Origin of the sequence: Mesorhizobium sp. BR115XR7A, from assembly GCF_020165315.1 — a bacterium.
Taxonomy (GTDB): Bacteria; Pseudomonadota; Alphaproteobacteria; order Rhizobiales; family Rhizobiaceae; genus Mesorhizobium; species Mesorhizobium australicum.
The window spans coordinates 291,259-307,171 of sequence record NZ_JAIUHW010000002.1; the positions used below are offsets into that span (position 1 = coordinate 291,259).

The window sequence follows — 15,913 nt, forward strand, 5'->3', positions numbered from 1 at the left end:
TTGACGTGGCCGAGTGAGGGGATTTTCGCCGAAGGTGATTTCGTCCTGGAACCCCCAAGCGAAGAGATCGCCACACGATGCGGATAACTGTTGCCGCCTGCGTGCTCTGATGGCCACTGGCGGAACGCGTTCGTCACGACGACGGTGTCCTGGTGGCGGCTATGGTGGTGGCGCGAAACACCCTTGCCGTAGCCCGCCGGTTCGGCACAAGGGCAGCCTCCCTCCTTTTTGCACGACAGTGGAGCAGCCAAAGGAATGGGCTGGAGCCAAGGCGGGAAGCCAAGCAAGGCACGCACTTAAAGAACGAATCTCCCGTTCGTTCGAATGATGGCAGCTAAGGAATCAGCAGTTAGGTTCGAACTGATGCTTTGGCGCGCGCTGATGTTTCGCTGGCTTCGCGCTTTTGCTCGGCTGCGCGGATGTTCAACAGGTGGAAATACAATGCGGTGAGGGCCGCGGTCTTGAGGTTCAGCGATGCGTCATGGGCAGAGCACGAGAGCGATTTCCCCCCTCGGTGCGTTCAGCTTGATTGGGCGATGGACTTCGCTTTTGCCGCACGCAACGCGCGGAAGTCCAGGCCGGGCCATTTTCACCCTCTCTGCGCTATGCCTGGCTGCGCTATGCCTGGTTTTGCTGTTCGCATCTGCGGCACACAGTCAGCGGGCGCCTGACGCGTCAGCGGCTCCCCCAGCCAGCGACAGCTCGTCGGAGGCATTTGCAGAACACGTTGATGTCGCCAAAGAGCCCGACGAGACACCGGCGCGAGCGTTCGGATCCCACGCACCTGGAGAGCTGGTGGCCGGCCAAGCACAGGCACCCGACACAGAGGCGCAAACGCTGCCCGGCGAAAATCAGGAGATGTTACGACGCGAATTGGATGCCGCACGAGCCGAGCTAGCCAAGCAAGCACAAGCTCTAAAAGAGCAGCAGCAAAAGGACGAAGCCCTTTCGCTCGATCTGCAGACGGCGCAGCGCGCCATCGAAAGCTTCAGGGCCGAAGCCACTCTCTGGGGCGGTGAGAAGCCCGCCGCCGCCGCTGCAACCCAACGCTCCAACCACCTCCCCGAGACTGCTGTGACGCAAGCTCTTGACGACCAACGGCACAAGGTTGAGCTCTTGGGACAAGAGCTCACAACGGCTCACCGAACCATCGAGGCCCTCAAGACAGCCGCAAATGCCGCCGCCGTCGAGCTGGCCAACTCCAATAAGAACCGTGAGGCGGCCGAAGCAGGCCTACGGCAAGCTGGAGAAGCGCTCGAACTGGAACGCAAACGAGCCGATTCAGCTGCCCGTGATCTCGACGTCGTTCGCAAGGAACGTGACGCTTCAAACCGGACCTCGGTAGGGTTAAGCGCGGCGCTGGACGAAGAACGTGAACGGGCGACCGGTCTGGCCCTGAGCCTGAGTGCCGCGCGCGAGGCAATCGACGACCTCGCAACCAGGAACCGGCCTGCGGCTGCAGCGCGCTCGCGAATGATCCATAAGCCGGCAGGTGTGGTTGCACGTGCACCACCCAGATCAGGTGTCGAATGGAGGCGCAAACCGGGCTCGCGAGAAAAACAGAAACAGGCTGCTGTCTTGGGCCCGCTCTCTCTTCCCCTCGCATTGCTGCCGACCCGACCACCGAAAGGGCTCGACCCGCGCCAGTGAACCGTGGAGCCGAATGTATGCCGAGGTCAACATAGCAATGAAACAGTACGTCGCCGCCGCCCTGATGATCGGGATTGGAATCGGACCTGCCTGCGCTCTCGACAAAGGGGTAGGCGCCAGCGTCGGCGGAATCGGAGTCGGCGCCGGAGTAAACGCCGGTTCGCAAGGCGCATCGGTCGCGGTGGGAGCGAGCGTCGGCGATGCAGGGGGATCACATGTCGGAGCTTCGGTTGGCGCGGGCAAGGGATCAGTTGGCGTTGGCGTTGGTGCCGGCGGCAATGTCGGCGACCCAGGCGCAGGCGTTTCGACCAGTATTGGTACGGGCGATGATCCGGCGGCCTACGACGGGTCGCCTACCGGCAGTGGCAGTCCAGCCACCACACCCGAAGGAACGGCTGGGCCCACCGCCGCTGCGCCCGCCGGGAGTGGTAAGCAATCGATTGCCTTGCCACCAATTCTTAAGCCTTCCGTATCTACTGACGGCGGCTTCACCGACGGCTATCCAATCAGGCCTCAGAGACCCCTCAGAGCGAAGCCCGGTATACCGGCTGCTGTTGTGCAGGCCTGCCGCTCCGCAATCACATCCGCGGCCACGCTGCTTGGCGCTGTCCGCGTGCGGGCGTTAAGCGCAGGGTTGTTGCGTCGAGGTGGAGGTGCATTCACGGCACCAATCAAGGTGCAAATAGAGTATGCAAGGCAAGGGGGCGTCGAAGTTCGGCAGGCCGAGGTCGACTGTCGACTGGACAGGGCCGGCAGGGTCACAGCGATAAAATGAGAACTCGTTTGACCCCGTTCGAACGTCGCACCGTTTGGCTGGCCGGGCAATATGCCGTCATCTCGTGATGCTTGTTGCACAGCCAGTGGACATCGTGATTTCTATGCGACGCATCGGGGGGGCGGCCATGGCGCATGTCAGGTACTTCATTTCAAGGACCGGTGATCAATGGCTGGTCCGGTTTGACGGCAAGGACTATCGCTATTCAGCGCATTCGGAGGCCGTCCGTGCGGCTGTCAAGGCAGCCAGCAGTGCCTCGGCCACTGGCTACGATGCAGAGGTATTGGTTCAAGGCGTCGATGGAAAGTGGCGTACGGAATGGCCCATTGATTAAAGTCGGGACGCCCTGATGAGCGTCCTGCGCTGACGGCTGTAATGCGCTTTGGCGCTCATCTGTTCGCAGTTTGCGGCTCCGCCTTTGTGGCGACCTTTTCATCGGTTCGCCATCGATCGAGGCTATCGGTCAAGCTGTCGAACAACATAGGTATCCTCCTGATACGCGCCGGCGATGTTTGGTCTGCCCGGTAGGTTGCACATTTCAGCTGCGGCACCCCGGTTGCTCGCCTCAAGTAATTCGAAGAACGGATTACGCGGCTTTACTCCTTCTACCAGTCCGGTTCGAAACATCACATTGGAAACCTTGTAGGAAGTCGGACGTTATCGCTGACCTCTATCGAGTGAGCAAAGAGTGCCTGACAACGCTAAATCACCGTCAGCCCTCCATGGCGACGCGCCGGCCGCAGCAGCCACCACTGCATGGGCGGATCGCAAGGAGTTGGCGTCGGCGGCGTTCGAACGCACGCGCATGCCCATAGTCATCACCGATGCTCGGCAGCCTGACAATCCTATCGTGCTCGCCAACAGAGCTTTCCTGGATCTGACCGGTTATACATCCGATGAAGTCTTGGGTCGAAATTGCCGCTTCCTGCAAGGGGAGGGAACATCACCCGCGGCCGTTGCTGAAATTCGAGCGGCGATAGAGCGTGAACGCGAGACCAATGTAGAGATACTGAACTTCCGCAAGGACGGATCGCCGTTCTGGAACCAGCTCCATCTGAGCCCTATCAAGGACGATGAAGGCGCGCTCCTTTACTACTTCGCGTCGCAGATCGACGTTACGAAACATCGCATGATCCAGAGCCTGGAAGCGGCGGAGCACCGCCTCCTTATGGAGGTCGACCATCGCGCAAAGAACGTTCTAGCGGTTGTCGATGGTATCGTTCGGCTGAGCAAGGCGGACAATGCATCGCTCTATGCCGCGGCCGTTCAACGACGGATCCAGGCTCTGGCAGTCGCACACGCTTTATTGGCCGAGCGCGGCTGGCGCGATGTGCCGCTGGACGAAATCGTCTCCAGGCAGGTCGCCCAGTTTGCGTCTGGCAGGACGGCAATGAGCGGTCCTGAAGTACTGATCCCGGCGGTGGTCGTTCAACCACTGGCTCTCGTCGCCCATGAATTGATCGTCAACGCCGCCACCCATGGGACCCTCGCCCAGGGTACGGGGCGGTTGCAGGTCAGCTGGCATGGGACGGGCCATCATGGCGGCTTTAACCTGCGGTGGGAAGAAAGCGGGAGACGTAAAGCTGAATCTCGGCCAGGGGCGCCCGGCTTCGGAACGACCATGGTCAATGCAATTGTCCAGAAGCAGCTTCAGGGTGAGATCCTACGGGAGTGGGCAGCGGACGGTTTGAAAATCAGCATAAGCATCCCGGGAGCAGCTGCCGTTTCGACAGCCAAGGGTATCTGAGACGCTCGTTCATCTGGCACTCCCATTTTTCCATAGCGGCGTCGCAGGCCGACCCCCGCTAGACGAAGGTTCATCAAAAAGTCTAGCCATGAACTATTTCATCAAGCCGGCAGCGCGAAGGGCGCTTTCGATAAGCGGACCGGGCCCAGCCGTCAGACCGCTGCGCGGTTCGAAGGGTGGGTGTGCGACCACCAAAGGGGAGTGCCCAACAGATTTTGCCGGTAAACGCACATCAGGCGATGGGACCTGAGAGCCCGCTTCTTCAAATCCCCAGAACCGGGAGATAAGCGAAGTGGACGATATGCCTGTATCGATCATAAAGGATCCGCCGTGACTCAATCCGTCCGCGGAGTCCACGGGGGTCCCGTGCGCCATGCCTGCGATCAGGTACGATTCGATGACTTCCTCATTGGCAGCGTTCTTCCAGACCTCGCGGCGATAGCCCTGATGCACCTGCGTCTCGGGTTGCACTCTACTTTGGCCGCGCAATGCAAGCCACTGCCCGACGAGCTGCTCGGAGTTGACCGGACTGACTGTTGTGTCGGCGCTTCCGTGCCAGACGGAGAGTTTCGGCCATGGTCCGTCATGACCGGAATCTTGCTGGACGGTCGTCGCCAACTGCTTCGCAGTGGGGCCGCCGTGCCCTCGCATGCGGTCGAAAGCCTGCGGCAGGCTAGTGGCGCTGCCGTAGGGTAGACCGGCTATGATGGCCCCGCCGGCGAAGACTTCCGGGTAAGTCGCCAACATGGCGGCGGCCATTGCCCCGCCGGCGGAAAGTCCGGTGATAAAGATCCTGGTGCGGTCGATGTCGTGAGCGGTGACCACGGCCTCTATCATTTGGCGGATCGAAAGCGCCTCGCCGGAGCCCCGTCGGGTGTCGTCGGGGACAAACCAGTTGAAACAAAGATTGGGATTGTTGCTGCGCTGCTGTTCTGGAAAGAGGACGGCAAAACCATTGCGATCCGCCGTCCTCGACCAGCCGGCGCCGCGGTCATAGGATGCAGCGGACTGCGTACAGCCATGGAGGACAACCACCAGAGAGGCCTTCGCCGCAAGATCCTTGGGGCGGTATGTCCAGCCTCGCAGGTTTCCGGGATTTGACCCGAACGCCTGAAGTTCGGAAAACCGGTCTTTTTCGGAACCGTTCAAGACGCCGTCGATCTGTTTTCGCCGAGCAGCCAAGCGTGCAACGGTATCGGCGAGACTTCTCATGTCGGTATCCTTTCGTCGATCCAGAGCGGATCGAACAACGGAACGCCGCGTCTCCAGATTGGTTGCTGCAGTGCAGCATAAATTGCCTGCAAGCAATCGATTCCGCATGGGATTGGCTTTGCATCGCCGGTGCAGAGAGCCCTCCGATCGAGCAGCATGGGTGGAAAACGGACTGGCCGCTCTCGACTTTCACACACTGACATCCTCTTTGTGTGGCTGACAGAGCACAAGCCCGCCAAGTGGCGGCTTGCTGCTCATCAGGTGCACAACTGGATCCCCACGACGCTTCGCCACGATAGAGTTCCGCGTCGTCAATATCGTCCTGCCTCAGCACGTGAGAAGCTGCCTGTGGAGGGCTTCTGCCTTGGCGAGATAAACGCCTAGCGCCTTTCGCAAGCCGTGCAGCGTCATCCCCTTTCCACAAGTCCGGCGAACTTGCCTTAACGGGACCATCATCGCGCCTGGACACTGCGCCGAGAAAGGCTCGCCGTCCGACGGTGACCAACACGATTTCGCCGCGCCGGCGATGGTTCCGGCTTCGGTCGGAGCAAGGCCAAAACGGTTGACACGGGGCATGCCGTCCCGGCGTCAAGGACGTCCAGAAGTGCCACACGGGAGCGGAACATCAGAGCTTGCTGACGGTTCTACCTCGGTGGAGTTTTCCAATTGAGAGGACGCCGTGTCAGCGTTTGAATTCGTCTATTTTTCTGGTCTGACGGGGAATGATCTCCTCGGCGGTGTCGTCTCCTTGTTGGCGTGCTGTGTTCTCTACAACGTTATCGCGGAGGATCGCCCGCACCGGTGAGAGCGGGACCGCAACAGGTGGGCCCTTGACCGGCCGCTCTCCACTTGGGACGCGTGTGGCCGGTATCAGGTTGGTATCTCTCAATATTACTCGCCGCGGTCCTCCATGTGACCTGCCGTTGGCTCGGGCGGGCTTTCCCGACGACGTCGCATGCGGATCATTTCTGTTTCTACGGTGGACCTGCCGCCAGTCATCGTTGGCCCCGTCGGCCGACTGCAGAGTTGCCTGGCGGGTCCCGCCCGGCCTGGCGGGCTGGAACATTGCTTGAGACCAAGGTTCGGGTGCCGGCCTGCCTGCTCCCGGGCAGTCCTTCCCATGTGAACTGCCCGTCTGGCTTACAGCCAGCGGGCTTTTTTGCGGCTCTGGCTAACCCGCCCATCCGCCGCAGTTCTCTCCGCGTTGAGGACACCCCCGCGGGAGCCCGTGGAGGCGCGTTCTGAGCAAATCTGCACGCCTGTCAGTCGTGTGGGCACGACCTCTCGGGCCATGATCGTGACAGGCCAGCTGGGGAACTTTCCGGCGCAGGGCGAATTGAGCCACGGCGGCCGATTCCCACTCCGAATCCGCCGCTGACCAAAGACCCAATCTTGGTCGGCCCGCGACTCCTCAGGAAGGCGCGGGCCAATATTGTGGCAGGATTCGGGTGCGCGCCTGGGGCTGATTTGAGTACCCATGTGAGATAGCGGCCCCCTGAACCAAAGCTGATCTTGCCGTCCGAAGAGACCCGCGCGCGAAGGGTAGGACGATCGACTGGGCTGACTTGGCCGCGCACCCGCTTTCAAGTAGGTCGAACAGATGAAGGCTGGGGAGGGTGAATTGGCGCGCGCCTCGCTCATGGCGTGACTTTGCGCATTTGACGCTGCCCCCTGTAATGGGTCATCAGGGAAAGCGAGGAACAAACGGCGAGCCTTTCGGCGATGGCGCTCTATTATTTCGACTTCGACGACAACGGAACGATATTCCCTGACGATGAGGGAACAGAAGGCCAAGACCTTGCCGCAGTCAAATATGAAGCGATCAAAGCTTTGGCGGAGATGACCAAAGACGCGCTTCCAGACGGTGATCACCACAAATTCTCGTAAGAGATGAGGGCGGCGATCTGGCCCTTCGAGCAAGCATCGTTTTCAAGGTTGAGGAGGAGCGGGACTCGTTTTCGTCGCGATCCTCCCCCACGCCTGATCCATGAACCTGCATTTGATCGTTCGACCGTCATCCTGTCTTGTGGCCCCGACGCCGAAAGATGGTGTCGTGCAAAATTGCCTGCAGGCGTCTCGTCTGTCTGCGGGCTTGCGACGCTGTGCGTCGGTAGAACTTCTCCGGCCAATCAGCTGGACCCGTGTTTGGTTCGGTGGTGGCCGACCTTGCGGATGCTTCGACTGCCGATCGAACATTCAAGCTAAAATGTCCCGAGGGCGATCGATCCCAATTGGCTGCGGCCTTGGCAAGCAGAGTTTTGTCGGCTCGGCGCCCTGAAGGAGAGTTGCCTGAAAGACGCCGAGCCCAGCCAGAGAGATTAGCGGGGGGCCGCGTCCTCTCGCCGGCCAAGAGGTTATGCGCTCCCTTAGGCACTCGTGAAGCATTCGAACGCACTAGGAGGCCGGAACATTTTCCCTGAAATCCGACTTGCTGGACCAATTCATCCCGCGAGCAACGTATTGTTTCGTCCAATCGTCTGGTCGCTAAGGACCTGACTTTCCTGTCCGCACTGCAACGCTAACCCGGCTCGGAAGGGGCTTCTGGGTGGAGGCCGTCACGAGGTTCACCTGAATTCGCTGTGCAGGCCAAGATCGTTCACGGGACGCGGCAGATCACCTTCATCGGCCGCGAGTGCCTGACCTCTTGAAGCGGGCCTGTTCGTTAACCTGCTCGGCCAGAAACGCCGCAAACGGCTTCACATTCATGCTGCCGCTTATTCATGAGGAACCGCGCCATACGGGCGTTGCCGTCCAGGTAAGGGTGCACATAACCTACATGCCAGTGCCCCAGTACGGCAAGTTCCGGAACTATTTTAGCTCAAACTAAGTTAATGGCGGTTGTGTAACAGTCGCGAGGGCGCGAAGTGGCGGAGTATCGAGTTGAGATAATGGCCGGCGAGTCGGTTGTGTCTTCGCAGGTGCTCATGGCCCAGGCGCCGTTCAAAGCGGCAGAAGCACACGTCGGCCAGCCGGTCACATTGAGACACCAAGAAGAAAACGCGTGTCTGCGAAACAAGGGGCGGGAGGCGAACCTTCGCTTACGTTCGTCGCATGAGGGCGGCGGAGACCACTCGCGGCCGTAAACTTTTTGGACAAGCGGCTGAGCAGGTCTGTCAGGTCTGGCCAGGTTAGACGGGATCTCGGTGGCAGAGGCTATTCAGAAGCTTTTCCCGATGCGAAGGCGATCGGGATCGGTAGCACCGACATCGAGCAAGAGACCGGCAGCATTTTATGAAACCGTGCTCGATGCCATCGTGCATAATGCAGCTGGTCTTCCAGAGTAAAGCTCAATGGCGGGTAGGCGGAATTGCGGCGTGTTCGTCGTCTGCTGAACTGCCCATCCTTTGTCGCCGGCCATGCGCTCGCTGGGATTTCTTATTTCCGCTTTGGAAATTCGATCACCTTCGCCTCAGGCTCGGGCTCCAGCGGCTCATGACCAGGCCGCTCGTGCCAGTAGATTTGGCGCAAATCGCGTTGGTCGACCCGCTGACCGCAGTACGGGCAGTTGTAGAAGTGAAGATGCTCTTCAATATGCTGCCCTCCACGCAGTTTGCGGGGAATCGGAGGGCCAAGGTCGGATAGCTTTGTCATGCGGGCTGCAACATCCGGTCAGGCTAAATGTTCCGGAGCTGTTTTAGCTAAAGCTTATTGGAACGGACAGTTCGTCGGTGAGTTGATGCGTTTGAAGTTCACCAGGCCGATCGCGCCCGAACTGGTCGGCACCCCCGCCGCAAGGCGATGAGTGGATCCATGAGATAAAATTCGATGGGTGGGTCATTGGATCACAACGCGCTTCGGTTAGTCACCAAAATGGTTACGATTGGAGGGGGCTGATACATCCAGCTTGCCGGCGAAGCAGCGGCGATCGAGGCGAAAGACTTTATTATCGACGGCGAGGCGATCACTATCCATGAAGCTGGCCTGCCTGACCTGCACTGCAATCAGCCGTTACCAGTCTCACATCGGCGCGACCTCTATCTGGTGGTGTTCGACCTCCTGCACCTCGACGGGACGACTTGCGCGACGTGCTGGTGAAAGACCGCCGCGACATTCTCCAGGCATTGATCCCGACCGGTGGCCGCATTCAGTTCAGCGAAGCAATGCCTGGAACTGGTGATGCGTTTATCACCTTATCGACCGAGCTGGCCTGGAAGCATGACGCTGCCAGCGGGCTTTTCGCCTGATGCTTCGCCGCGGCACATTCGACTGCACTTCGGCCGCCGAGCTGGTTGCCGGAACATGTGTCCGGCCAGAGGTTCCGGAGCCGGACCGCTTATCCTGTTGCGGTGCCTCCTTGTGATCTGCGCGCTGGCTCAGGCCGGCGCTTTTTATGCAACGTAGGGGAACCTGATATTCGTCGGCTGGTTCGACAGGCGGCAGCACCCGTGCTGCTGGTCAGGTCCCCAATACCTGGCCGGGCCCGCTTCCCTTGCCAGTGAGGCGGGCCCACTGCGATCGCGTCTGGCGCCTTCGTTTGAAACCTAAACGACCATGGCTGGGTGGGCGGCTGGTGGGCGCGGCGTCGTCTATTGAAGGGGCCAATAGTCGTCGCAAGGTCGACAGGCTAAGGCAGGAACAGACCGACCGGGAAACTCGCGTCGTCACCGATGCCGAGCGCAAAGCTCGCGAAGCGAAGATGGCCTCGTCTGAGGGCCGATCGGCTGGGATAGCATTCCGTCCTGCATGCAAATGTCGAGCCGACGAAGAAACGCTAGGTGGATGCCAAGGCACCGAACTCACTGCCTTTACCGCGCCGGCCATCGCAGCCCGCCGGTCCGCCGCGCGCCGATAGGAGACATGGCCATGGTCACACGATCAGGTACGGGCAAACCGATCGGGCGAGGCTGTGTGGGGACGATCGCGGCAGATGAGCGCAGGCGGTGTGGACATTGAACCGATGCCCAGAAGACCAAATCGGGCCGGGTGCCGCGGCTCCGTGTGACTGCCCGCTGGCTCGGGCCGGCGGGCTTTCTGCGTCTGGAGGGAACGTATCGAGGGCACGCAAAATCGGGTGAGCGCCTGCGAGTTGTCGGCCAGAGGGCGCCGGTAAGTTGTGTTCGAACAGCCTTCGATTGAGCCCGCCACCGAGTGCCTAACTCTCTCTGCCGCACAACCTGCTGCAAACGGCATCTAAAGCGCGACTTCCCAACTAAACCGGCCGGAATATCAGATCCATTGGAAGCGGGTCGCGTGATCTTCAGCCTGTTGATGGTGGTCACCGCTCCGAATGCTGGGAAGCCGAAAATGAACCACAGCCGGAACAATGATCGCAACGTTCGGGTGGAGGCTGGCCGGCCGCCGCGGCCTGGCACGCCGTCTGCGCCGCTGTCAGCCCCAAGAGCAGGGCTTCTGAACATTCGCCGTCCATACCGGCTGAGTGGCCACAGGGTTTCGGACATTGTGTACCTGCCAACGTCCAGCCGCGCTGTGCGCGGTCTCTCGGCTGCGCGAATATCGCCGCGTGAGGTGCATGACCTACCGCCATCGGCGCCGAGTTCAGCCACGACCAAAAGCCGTCGGCGGGCGCCAATTCCTTGCAGAAAGCGATTCGAGGCCATCGGAACCAATGCCGACGCCAGAGATTTGCTTTGGAGTCATTACAATGCTTGGAGGAACCATCATGCGGATCGGAGACTTCGATACCGGACGGGTCAAACACAGCCCGTTGTACCGCGACGCCAAGCTCGCAATGCTCACCCACCAGGTCCTTTATCACATGCAGCTAACGGAAACGGCGGTGAGCGGAGTGGAGCACGCATTGGTGCAGTTCGCCCAAGCCACTAAACACCCTGCCCACGACGCTGCTCGTCGCTCGCTCGCAGCTTTCCTTCATCTGGAGCCCGATCAAACCTTGGGGATGTGAACAGTGCCGACATGTCGGCAAGTTGATTCGGCAGACTGCGAATTGGTATTTGGGAGAGCTCGGCGATCCGCCGAACGACTAGCCCTAAGGGCCATCGTCGCTTACAACCTGCGACTTCACGGGCCATGAACACCAGCCGCAGGTGCGGACGGTGGCAAGCAAACCGACCGTCGCGGCCGCTGAAGGGAGTGCGCTCGACAGGACTGCATCACTGCTGCAGAAGCGATCAGTCGAAGTTCCCACTGCAGATAAATCTGCGCTCGCGGGCAGCCGTTCATCACACGGAACTAATAGTTTCCGCGCGTTGTGCCATCCGGGGCGAATCATGGCAAATGGGTCGGTTCTGATCGTTTTGAAACGAGCCAATGATACTGCTCGACCTACAGGACGCTCTCGAAGAAGCTGGCTTCCAGGTTTTGTGAGTAGCGCTGCGAAGCCCTGTCGACCTTTGATGCGGACCCGGGTTCGTACAGCGCTCTGATCTCGTACATACGGCTGGGTGATGGACGATCGGGTTGGGAAGTTGCCCGGCATGTGCGGCAATCCAATGCGACGATGGTATATCTAAGCGGGGACAGTGCCTCGCACTGGGGCGCGGAGGGCGTCCCAGAAAGCATCATGCACGAAGCCGTTTGCTTTGCCTCAGGTCATCACAGCCCTTTCCACGCTGCTCAACCAGCAACATCCGCAACCATCAAACGAACCAAGGGCGTAACAGGTTTTTGCCCGCGTGCAACCGATCTCTGGCAGCCAAACCGCTTGCGGCGGTGCCTCTCTCCTAATCCGGGTCGACACTTTGTCCGTTTTAGAGGGAGTAGCCCGGTGGCTCACCGACCAATACTGCCGACAGCCCACCCGAGCGAGATGGCCACGACGAACCCCAGCAGTATGGCCGTAAAGAACCACATGAGGCGTCCCTTCGCTCGTCGTGCGAGCATCAACGCGGCAAGCTATTTATAGTTGCAAATCCGCAGGAGCAGCGATCCGCTCGGGCGCTCGCCGACGCCGGGGACCCTCATATCCGGTCGTCGGTGTAGGAGTGGGTCTTGTTGGACTTAGTTTCCACCCGTGGCTGGACCGGTTCAGGTCGGATATGGATTGAGCGGTAATAGGCGCTGCCCACGAAAGCGAGGCATGGCTGGCCGAGAAGGAGATCAGCAAGGCGAAGGCGGTCACGAGCAAGAGATGGTCCCCTGTTGAGCCAGACATAACCACCGCCGATCCTGTCCGTTCATTCACGGTCTGCTTGCTCCCGTGTTATCGTTACCGCGACGTTAAGAACGGCCGCGCACCTTGACAAGTTAGGCAGCCTACGGCTGGGCCAAACTCCTCTGCCGGCGGTTGGAACCTTTTCCAGCCGCGCGGATTGCTGTGCATGACAAAAACCCCTGAAGTTGCTCCACCCATTCTTCCCGAGACCAGCCCGGACCGACCTGTCAATTGCGAGGTCGCTCTGGAAACCGCATTCGCCGCCCTTGTCGCCACCTCCATCGCCCAAGGATGGACCCAGGAAGAGACGGCCGAAACGCTGCACAAGCTGGCCATGGAGCATCTCGAACAGCTCAAGATCATAACAGCCTAATCGGTCCGGCGCGGCTCCGGAATTTCGACACGTCACATGTCGGATTATTTGCATTCAAATGAATTTCACGACGCTATAGATGCTGCCTCAACGTCTGGGAGGAGAGCATGGCTCCGCATGAGCAGCATGCCGTTGAAATCATCCGCGAGAAGAAATGGACCGTGCGTGTGACCGCCTATGGGAGCGTCATCACGTTTACTTTCGAATCTGAAGAGTACGCGCCCTCATACGCGGACGGGCAGGCGTTGCGCCTCGGCGTCGAGGTTGTCGAATTAAAGAAATGCGCCTAGCTACAAATCAGCGAACTTTTCCCGCACTTCTTTTGGAAGGGGGATTTCGGAGGCAACGGCTTCACCGGGTCGCCAGACTGCTGCGTCCTAGCCTGCGCATGCAATCGGCCGGCGCAGGATGCGGCATGCGGTCGTAATGGTCGCCAGCTGTCGTTGGGCTGACAGGTCGCGATCGCCAGCGTGGGCACGATTTGCCGTGCGTTATCGGAATACTTCCTCTCAAATTAGGCTACGGTCATGGGACTTCATGGCCCTGGGGAGGGCTGTTTCCTTTTTTACCGGCTCACCAAAGTTCTGCCGTTCGAAGTCGCCGTCGACGCCACCGACAACCCGAGCCTTTCTAGGGGGAAAGTATGCCATTGCGGCCAAGGGGCTCACGGCGAGCATTGACGGCTAGTAGGCCAGCCCCCTCAGCATCTCAGCCCCCGCGCCGGACTCGCCCGCCGAGACGAAGCGGCCATGCCTGTGCAACAAAGCCAGGCGAACCACGTTGCCCCTCAGGAGTGGAGGAATGAAGATGGCAGACGACAAGCGAAAGAGAGACTCTCGGATCGGAACCGCGTCTCGGTCGAAGAAGACTACGAGGTGCGATCTGATCGTAATCTTCGGAGCGCTTGCGGCACATACCGTCGAGATTACGTTCTACGGGTTCGTCTTCTGGGGCCTCCATAGCTATCGGGTGTTCGGCGAAATCGTCGGAGAAATCTCCAATGGATGGGTCGACTTCCTGTATTTCTCCGTCACCAATTACACGACGCTGGGAGTTGGCGATATCAGGGCCGAGGGTCCGATCCGACTGATTGCCTCATCGGAGGCGCTCACTGGCCTGGTGCTGTTGAGCTGGACGGCCTCGTTCACCTACCTCTCCATGGAGAATTTTTGGAAGAGGAGGTAGCGCCGCGAGATCCCAGGCCCGTCTCGATATGAGGTCTACTGAAATGACTAAGGAAGCTACGGCAGCGATCGCGGGCATGTTGCTTCGTGCCATTGGCGAGGAGCGGTTTAATGCCGTTTCTCATACTTACGGTCAGCGATGTTCTTTCCTTGCGCCTTCGCCGCCTTTGCGTGTCTGCCCGGTTGAGCGGGCGCGGGCCACTGCGGCCTCACAGGTCGACCTGATCTCTTCAACCTCGGTCGCGGTTAGAAGATCTATCCCGATGAAGCTGTTCTCGCCTGTACTCACCCGCACCAGCTCGTCAAGCTTAGCCTGTACCGCCGCCCCATCTCGGTTCTGCGTATTCTGGATGAGGAAAACCATCAGGAAGGTAATGATCGTCGTAGAGGTGTTGATGATTAGCTGCCAAGTTTCTGAAAAGGCGAGCACAGGTCCGTAGAAACCCCAGACCGCTATCAACGCAATGCAAAGGATGAATGTGATAGGCCGACCCACTCCTCGAGCAACGGCGTTGGCAATATTTCCGAACGACCTTTCCATTCAGCGTCACGGCCGAATCACAATGAAAGCCGCCGAGGCGGAAGACTTTGCGTCATTGCGCAGTCGCTTTTTTACTCGCCGCCGATTTGGGCTGACCAGATTGGCTTTTTGAAGCGGAATTCTTTGAGTGGGCTGCCATTGCGGGGGCGGCTCCGGTCTTCTTGACCGCGCTCGCCTTCGCACTTGATCGCTTCTTTGCAGTTGCGTTCTTAGGGTCGGCCTTCTTAGCAGGAGCCTTCTTAGCTGCCTTCTCGCTGGAGGAGAAAATGCCGGTGATGCTGTCGATGATGGACACTGCGCTACCCTCCGTTTAACTTGATCATCAATGCGCAGCGGCAGGAAACGGTTCCATTCAGGGATCGGCAATCGCTAATCGGACGAGGCCGGCGGTGAGCGTGAAATCCGCTCGCCCGCGCGACGTTATACCGAGTTCCCTCAAGATCGACCAGCGGCGGCGGGATGCGTTTGAAAGTTGTTCGAACAGCTCTCCGGCACAAAAAAAGCCCGACACCTTCGGCGGCGGGCGAGGTCTGCCAGTACGCTCGACCTTAACCACATCGGGCCAGGGATGTGCCGCCGCCGAGTACCTAGCTCGGTCGTGTACTAAGTACACTCGTCTGGCAGGCATTGGCTATGCGATAGGCATCTCTAATCGACCATTCGGCTCTGTTGGGGTCGCAACGCGCTGCTTGGTCGGGCACGCTTGCTCGATCAGCGGACAAGAGGTCCTCAAGGACCTCTTCCCAGATGCTCTTCGACAAGCGATGACACGCCTGCTGAAGGGCACGCGCATCTCATTTCTAGATGGTCAATCCAGTTCCCGTGTTGGACGCATGGAGCCGGACCGGAGAGCGATCAGTCGTCCTGCTGGATAACGACCGGCCGATTGTGGTGGTGACGGTGCACCGAGCGGGTGATGACGACGGTGTCACGGCGATGATGCCGATGGCGCCACGAGCGATGGCCGTTGTCATAGAACGCGTCCTGGCCGCGATGCCGGTGGTGAAGACGGTCACCTTCGTCGTTGTATATGATGGTGGTGCCATGGTGATGCCGGTGATGTGTTGAAACCACCACGTCAGCCTCGGCAGCAGAAGCGACCACCGGAGCCGCAAGCGAAAGAGCCAAAGCGCTTAAGATCAAAACCTTCATTTTGCTATTCCTGTATGCCTGAAATCCCTTCACGAAGGCAACGAGGCAGAGGTGTCTTTGTTCCTGCCTGACGCCCGGGTGCCGCATTGTTCCAATATTGGTGAGGGCCATTCCTCCCTAGCTGACAGGCGTTCATTCATACGCACCGTTTGGTCGGTTAGGTCACCCGCGCTGAGGCGCGAGAAAGATCACGCCACCGAAGCGGAT

At 59.7% G+C, this 15,913-nt stretch carries 14 protein-coding genes and 1 pseudogene; 9 read left to right on the forward strand and 6 right to left on the reverse strand.

Annotation, left to right across the window (positions count from 1 at the left end; all coding sequences use genetic code 11):
* The first annotated feature begins 795 nt into the window (after positions 1-795).
* The 3 genes from LB557_RS05480 (at position 796) to LB557_RS05495 (ending at position 4,172) form a co-directional block, all read left to right on the forward strand.
* A complete protein-coding gene (locus tag LB557_RS05480) occupies positions 796-1,650 on the forward strand; it encodes a hypothetical protein (protein ID WP_224641802.1) in 855 nt (284 codons plus the stop codon).
* A gap of 902 nt (positions 1,651-2,552) precedes the next feature.
* Entirely contained in the window at positions 2,553-2,759 is a 207-nt protein-coding gene (locus LB557_RS05490) for a DUF2188 domain-containing protein (RefSeq protein WP_181166425.1), read from the forward strand.
* Positions 2,760-3,113: 354 nt separating this feature from the next.
* Positions 3,114-4,172: a PAS domain-containing protein gene (locus LB557_RS05495; protein ID WP_140661333.1), complete on the forward strand. Its 1,059-nt coding sequence runs from the start codon at positions 3,114-3,116 to the stop codon at positions 4,170-4,172.
* Positions 4,173-4,265: 93 nt separating this feature from the next.
* Here the strand turns inward: LB557_RS05495 and LB557_RS05500 are convergent, their stop codons facing one another.
* Positions 4,266-5,384 carry an alpha/beta hydrolase family esterase gene (locus tag LB557_RS05500; RefSeq protein ID WP_140619108.1) on the reverse strand — a complete coding sequence of 373 codons (1,119 nt, stop codon included), beginning with the start codon at positions 5,382-5,384 and terminating at the stop codon, positions 4,266-4,268.
* A gap of 1,722 nt (positions 5,385-7,106) precedes the next feature.
* Between LB557_RS05500 and LB557_RS05505 the strand changes: the two genes are divergently transcribed.
* Positions 7,107-7,271, forward strand: coding sequence for a DUF6894 family protein (locus tag LB557_RS05505; RefSeq protein WP_181172997.1), 165 nt, complete (start codon positions 7,107-7,109; stop codon positions 7,269-7,271).
* Between the two features lie 775 nt (positions 7,272-8,046).
* On the opposite strand, the gene LB557_RS31835 is transcribed toward LB557_RS05505, so the two are convergent.
* Complete coding sequence (locus LB557_RS31835; protein WP_224713036.1) at positions 8,047-8,196, reverse strand: Fic family protein; 150 nt, start codon at positions 8,194-8,196, stop codon at positions 8,047-8,049.
* A 1,204-nt stretch (positions 8,197-9,400) separates the two neighbouring features.
* Between LB557_RS31835 and LB557_RS05515 the strand changes: the two genes are divergently transcribed.
* Positions 9,401-9,568, forward strand: coding sequence for a hypothetical protein (locus LB557_RS05515; RefSeq protein ID WP_224641799.1), 168 nt, complete (start codon positions 9,401-9,403; stop codon positions 9,566-9,568).
* 999 nt (positions 9,569-10,567) lie between these two features.
* Here LB557_RS05515 and LB557_RS05520 read toward each other — a convergent pair.
* A pseudogene (locus LB557_RS05520) lies at positions 10,568-10,689 on the reverse strand (DUF2269 family protein); the annotation flags it as partial.
* A gap of 297 nt (positions 10,690-10,986) precedes the next feature.
* On the opposite strand from LB557_RS05520, the gene LB557_RS05525 reads away from it, so the two are divergent.
* The 4 genes from LB557_RS05525 to LB557_RS05540 all read left to right on the forward strand — a co-directional run bounded on the left by LB557_RS05525 (position 10,987) and on the right by LB557_RS05540 (position 14,014).
* A complete protein-coding gene (locus tag LB557_RS05525; protein ID WP_140661332.1) occupies positions 10,987-11,247 on the forward strand; it encodes a hypothetical protein in 261 nt (86 codons plus the stop codon).
* Between the two features lie 1,375 nt (positions 11,248-12,622).
* Positions 12,623-12,829, forward strand: coding sequence for a hypothetical protein (locus tag LB557_RS05530; RefSeq protein ID WP_140619116.1), 207 nt, complete (start codon positions 12,623-12,625; stop codon positions 12,827-12,829).
* A 107-nt stretch (positions 12,830-12,936) separates the two neighbouring features.
* A complete protein-coding gene (locus LB557_RS05535) occupies positions 12,937-13,119 on the forward strand; it encodes a hypothetical protein (RefSeq protein ID WP_224641797.1) in 183 nt (60 codons plus the stop codon).
* A gap of 511 nt (positions 13,120-13,630) precedes the next feature.
* Positions 13,631-14,014 (forward strand): potassium channel family protein, encoded by a 384-nt coding sequence (locus LB557_RS05540; RefSeq protein ID WP_224641795.1) that lies wholly within the window; start codon positions 13,631-13,633, stop codon positions 14,012-14,014.
* Positions 14,015-14,146: 132 nt separating this feature from the next.
* On the opposite strand, the gene LB557_RS05545 is transcribed toward LB557_RS05540, so the two are convergent.
* The 3 genes from LB557_RS05545 to LB557_RS05555 all read right to left on the reverse strand — a co-directional run bounded on the left by LB557_RS05545 (position 14,147) and on the right by LB557_RS05555 (position 15,706).
* Positions 14,147-14,554, reverse strand: a complete 408-nt coding sequence (locus LB557_RS05545; protein WP_224641793.1) for a low affinity iron permease family protein — start codon at positions 14,552-14,554, stop codon at positions 14,147-14,149.
* Positions 14,555-14,606: 52 nt separating this feature from the next.
* The gene (locus LB557_RS05550; protein ID WP_210241311.1) at positions 14,607-14,849 is read right to left on the reverse strand and encodes a hypothetical protein; all 243 of its coding nucleotides are present in this window, start codon (positions 14,847-14,849) and stop codon (positions 14,607-14,609) included.
* A 560-nt stretch (positions 14,850-15,409) separates the two neighbouring features.
* The gene (locus LB557_RS05555) at positions 15,410-15,706 is read right to left on the reverse strand and encodes a hypothetical protein (protein ID WP_140619126.1); all 297 of its coding nucleotides are present in this window, start codon (positions 15,704-15,706) and stop codon (positions 15,410-15,412) included.
* Positions 15,707-15,913 lie beyond the last annotated feature (207 nt).

What these genes read in the sequence shown, in the direction of transcription:
- LB557_RS05490 (WP_181166425.1), top strand. Translation starts at nt 2,553, where the DNA reads ATGGCGCATGTCAGGTACTTCATTTCAAGGACCGGTGATCAATGGCTG.
- LB557_RS05500 (WP_140619108.1), bottom strand. Translation starts at nt 5,384, where the DNA reads ATGAGAAGTCTCGCCGATACCGTTGCACGCTTGGCTGCTCGGCGAAAA.
- LB557_RS05505 (WP_181172997.1), top strand. Translation starts at nt 7,107, where the DNA reads ATGGCGCTCTATTATTTCGACTTCGACGACAACGGAACGATATTCCCT.
- LB557_RS05525 (WP_140661332.1), top strand. Translation starts at nt 10,987, where the DNA reads ATGCTTGGAGGAACCATCATGCGGATCGGAGACTTCGATACCGGACGG.
- LB557_RS05530 (WP_140619116.1), top strand. Translation starts at nt 12,623, where the DNA reads ATGACAAAAACCCCTGAAGTTGCTCCACCCATTCTTCCCGAGACCAGC.
- LB557_RS05535 (WP_224641797.1), top strand. Translation starts at nt 12,937, where the DNA reads ATGGCTCCGCATGAGCAGCATGCCGTTGAAATCATCCGCGAGAAGAAA.
- LB557_RS05540 (WP_224641795.1), top strand. Translation starts at nt 13,631, where the DNA reads ATGAAGATGGCAGACGACAAGCGAAAGAGAGACTCTCGGATCGGAACC.
- LB557_RS05545 (WP_224641793.1), bottom strand. Translation starts at nt 14,554, where the DNA reads ATGGAAAGGTCGTTCGGAAATATTGCCAACGCCGTTGCTCGAGGAGTG.
- LB557_RS05555 (WP_140619126.1), bottom strand. Translation starts at nt 15,706, where the DNA reads ATGAAGGTTTTGATCTTAAGCGCTTTGGCTCTTTCGCTTGCGGCTCCG.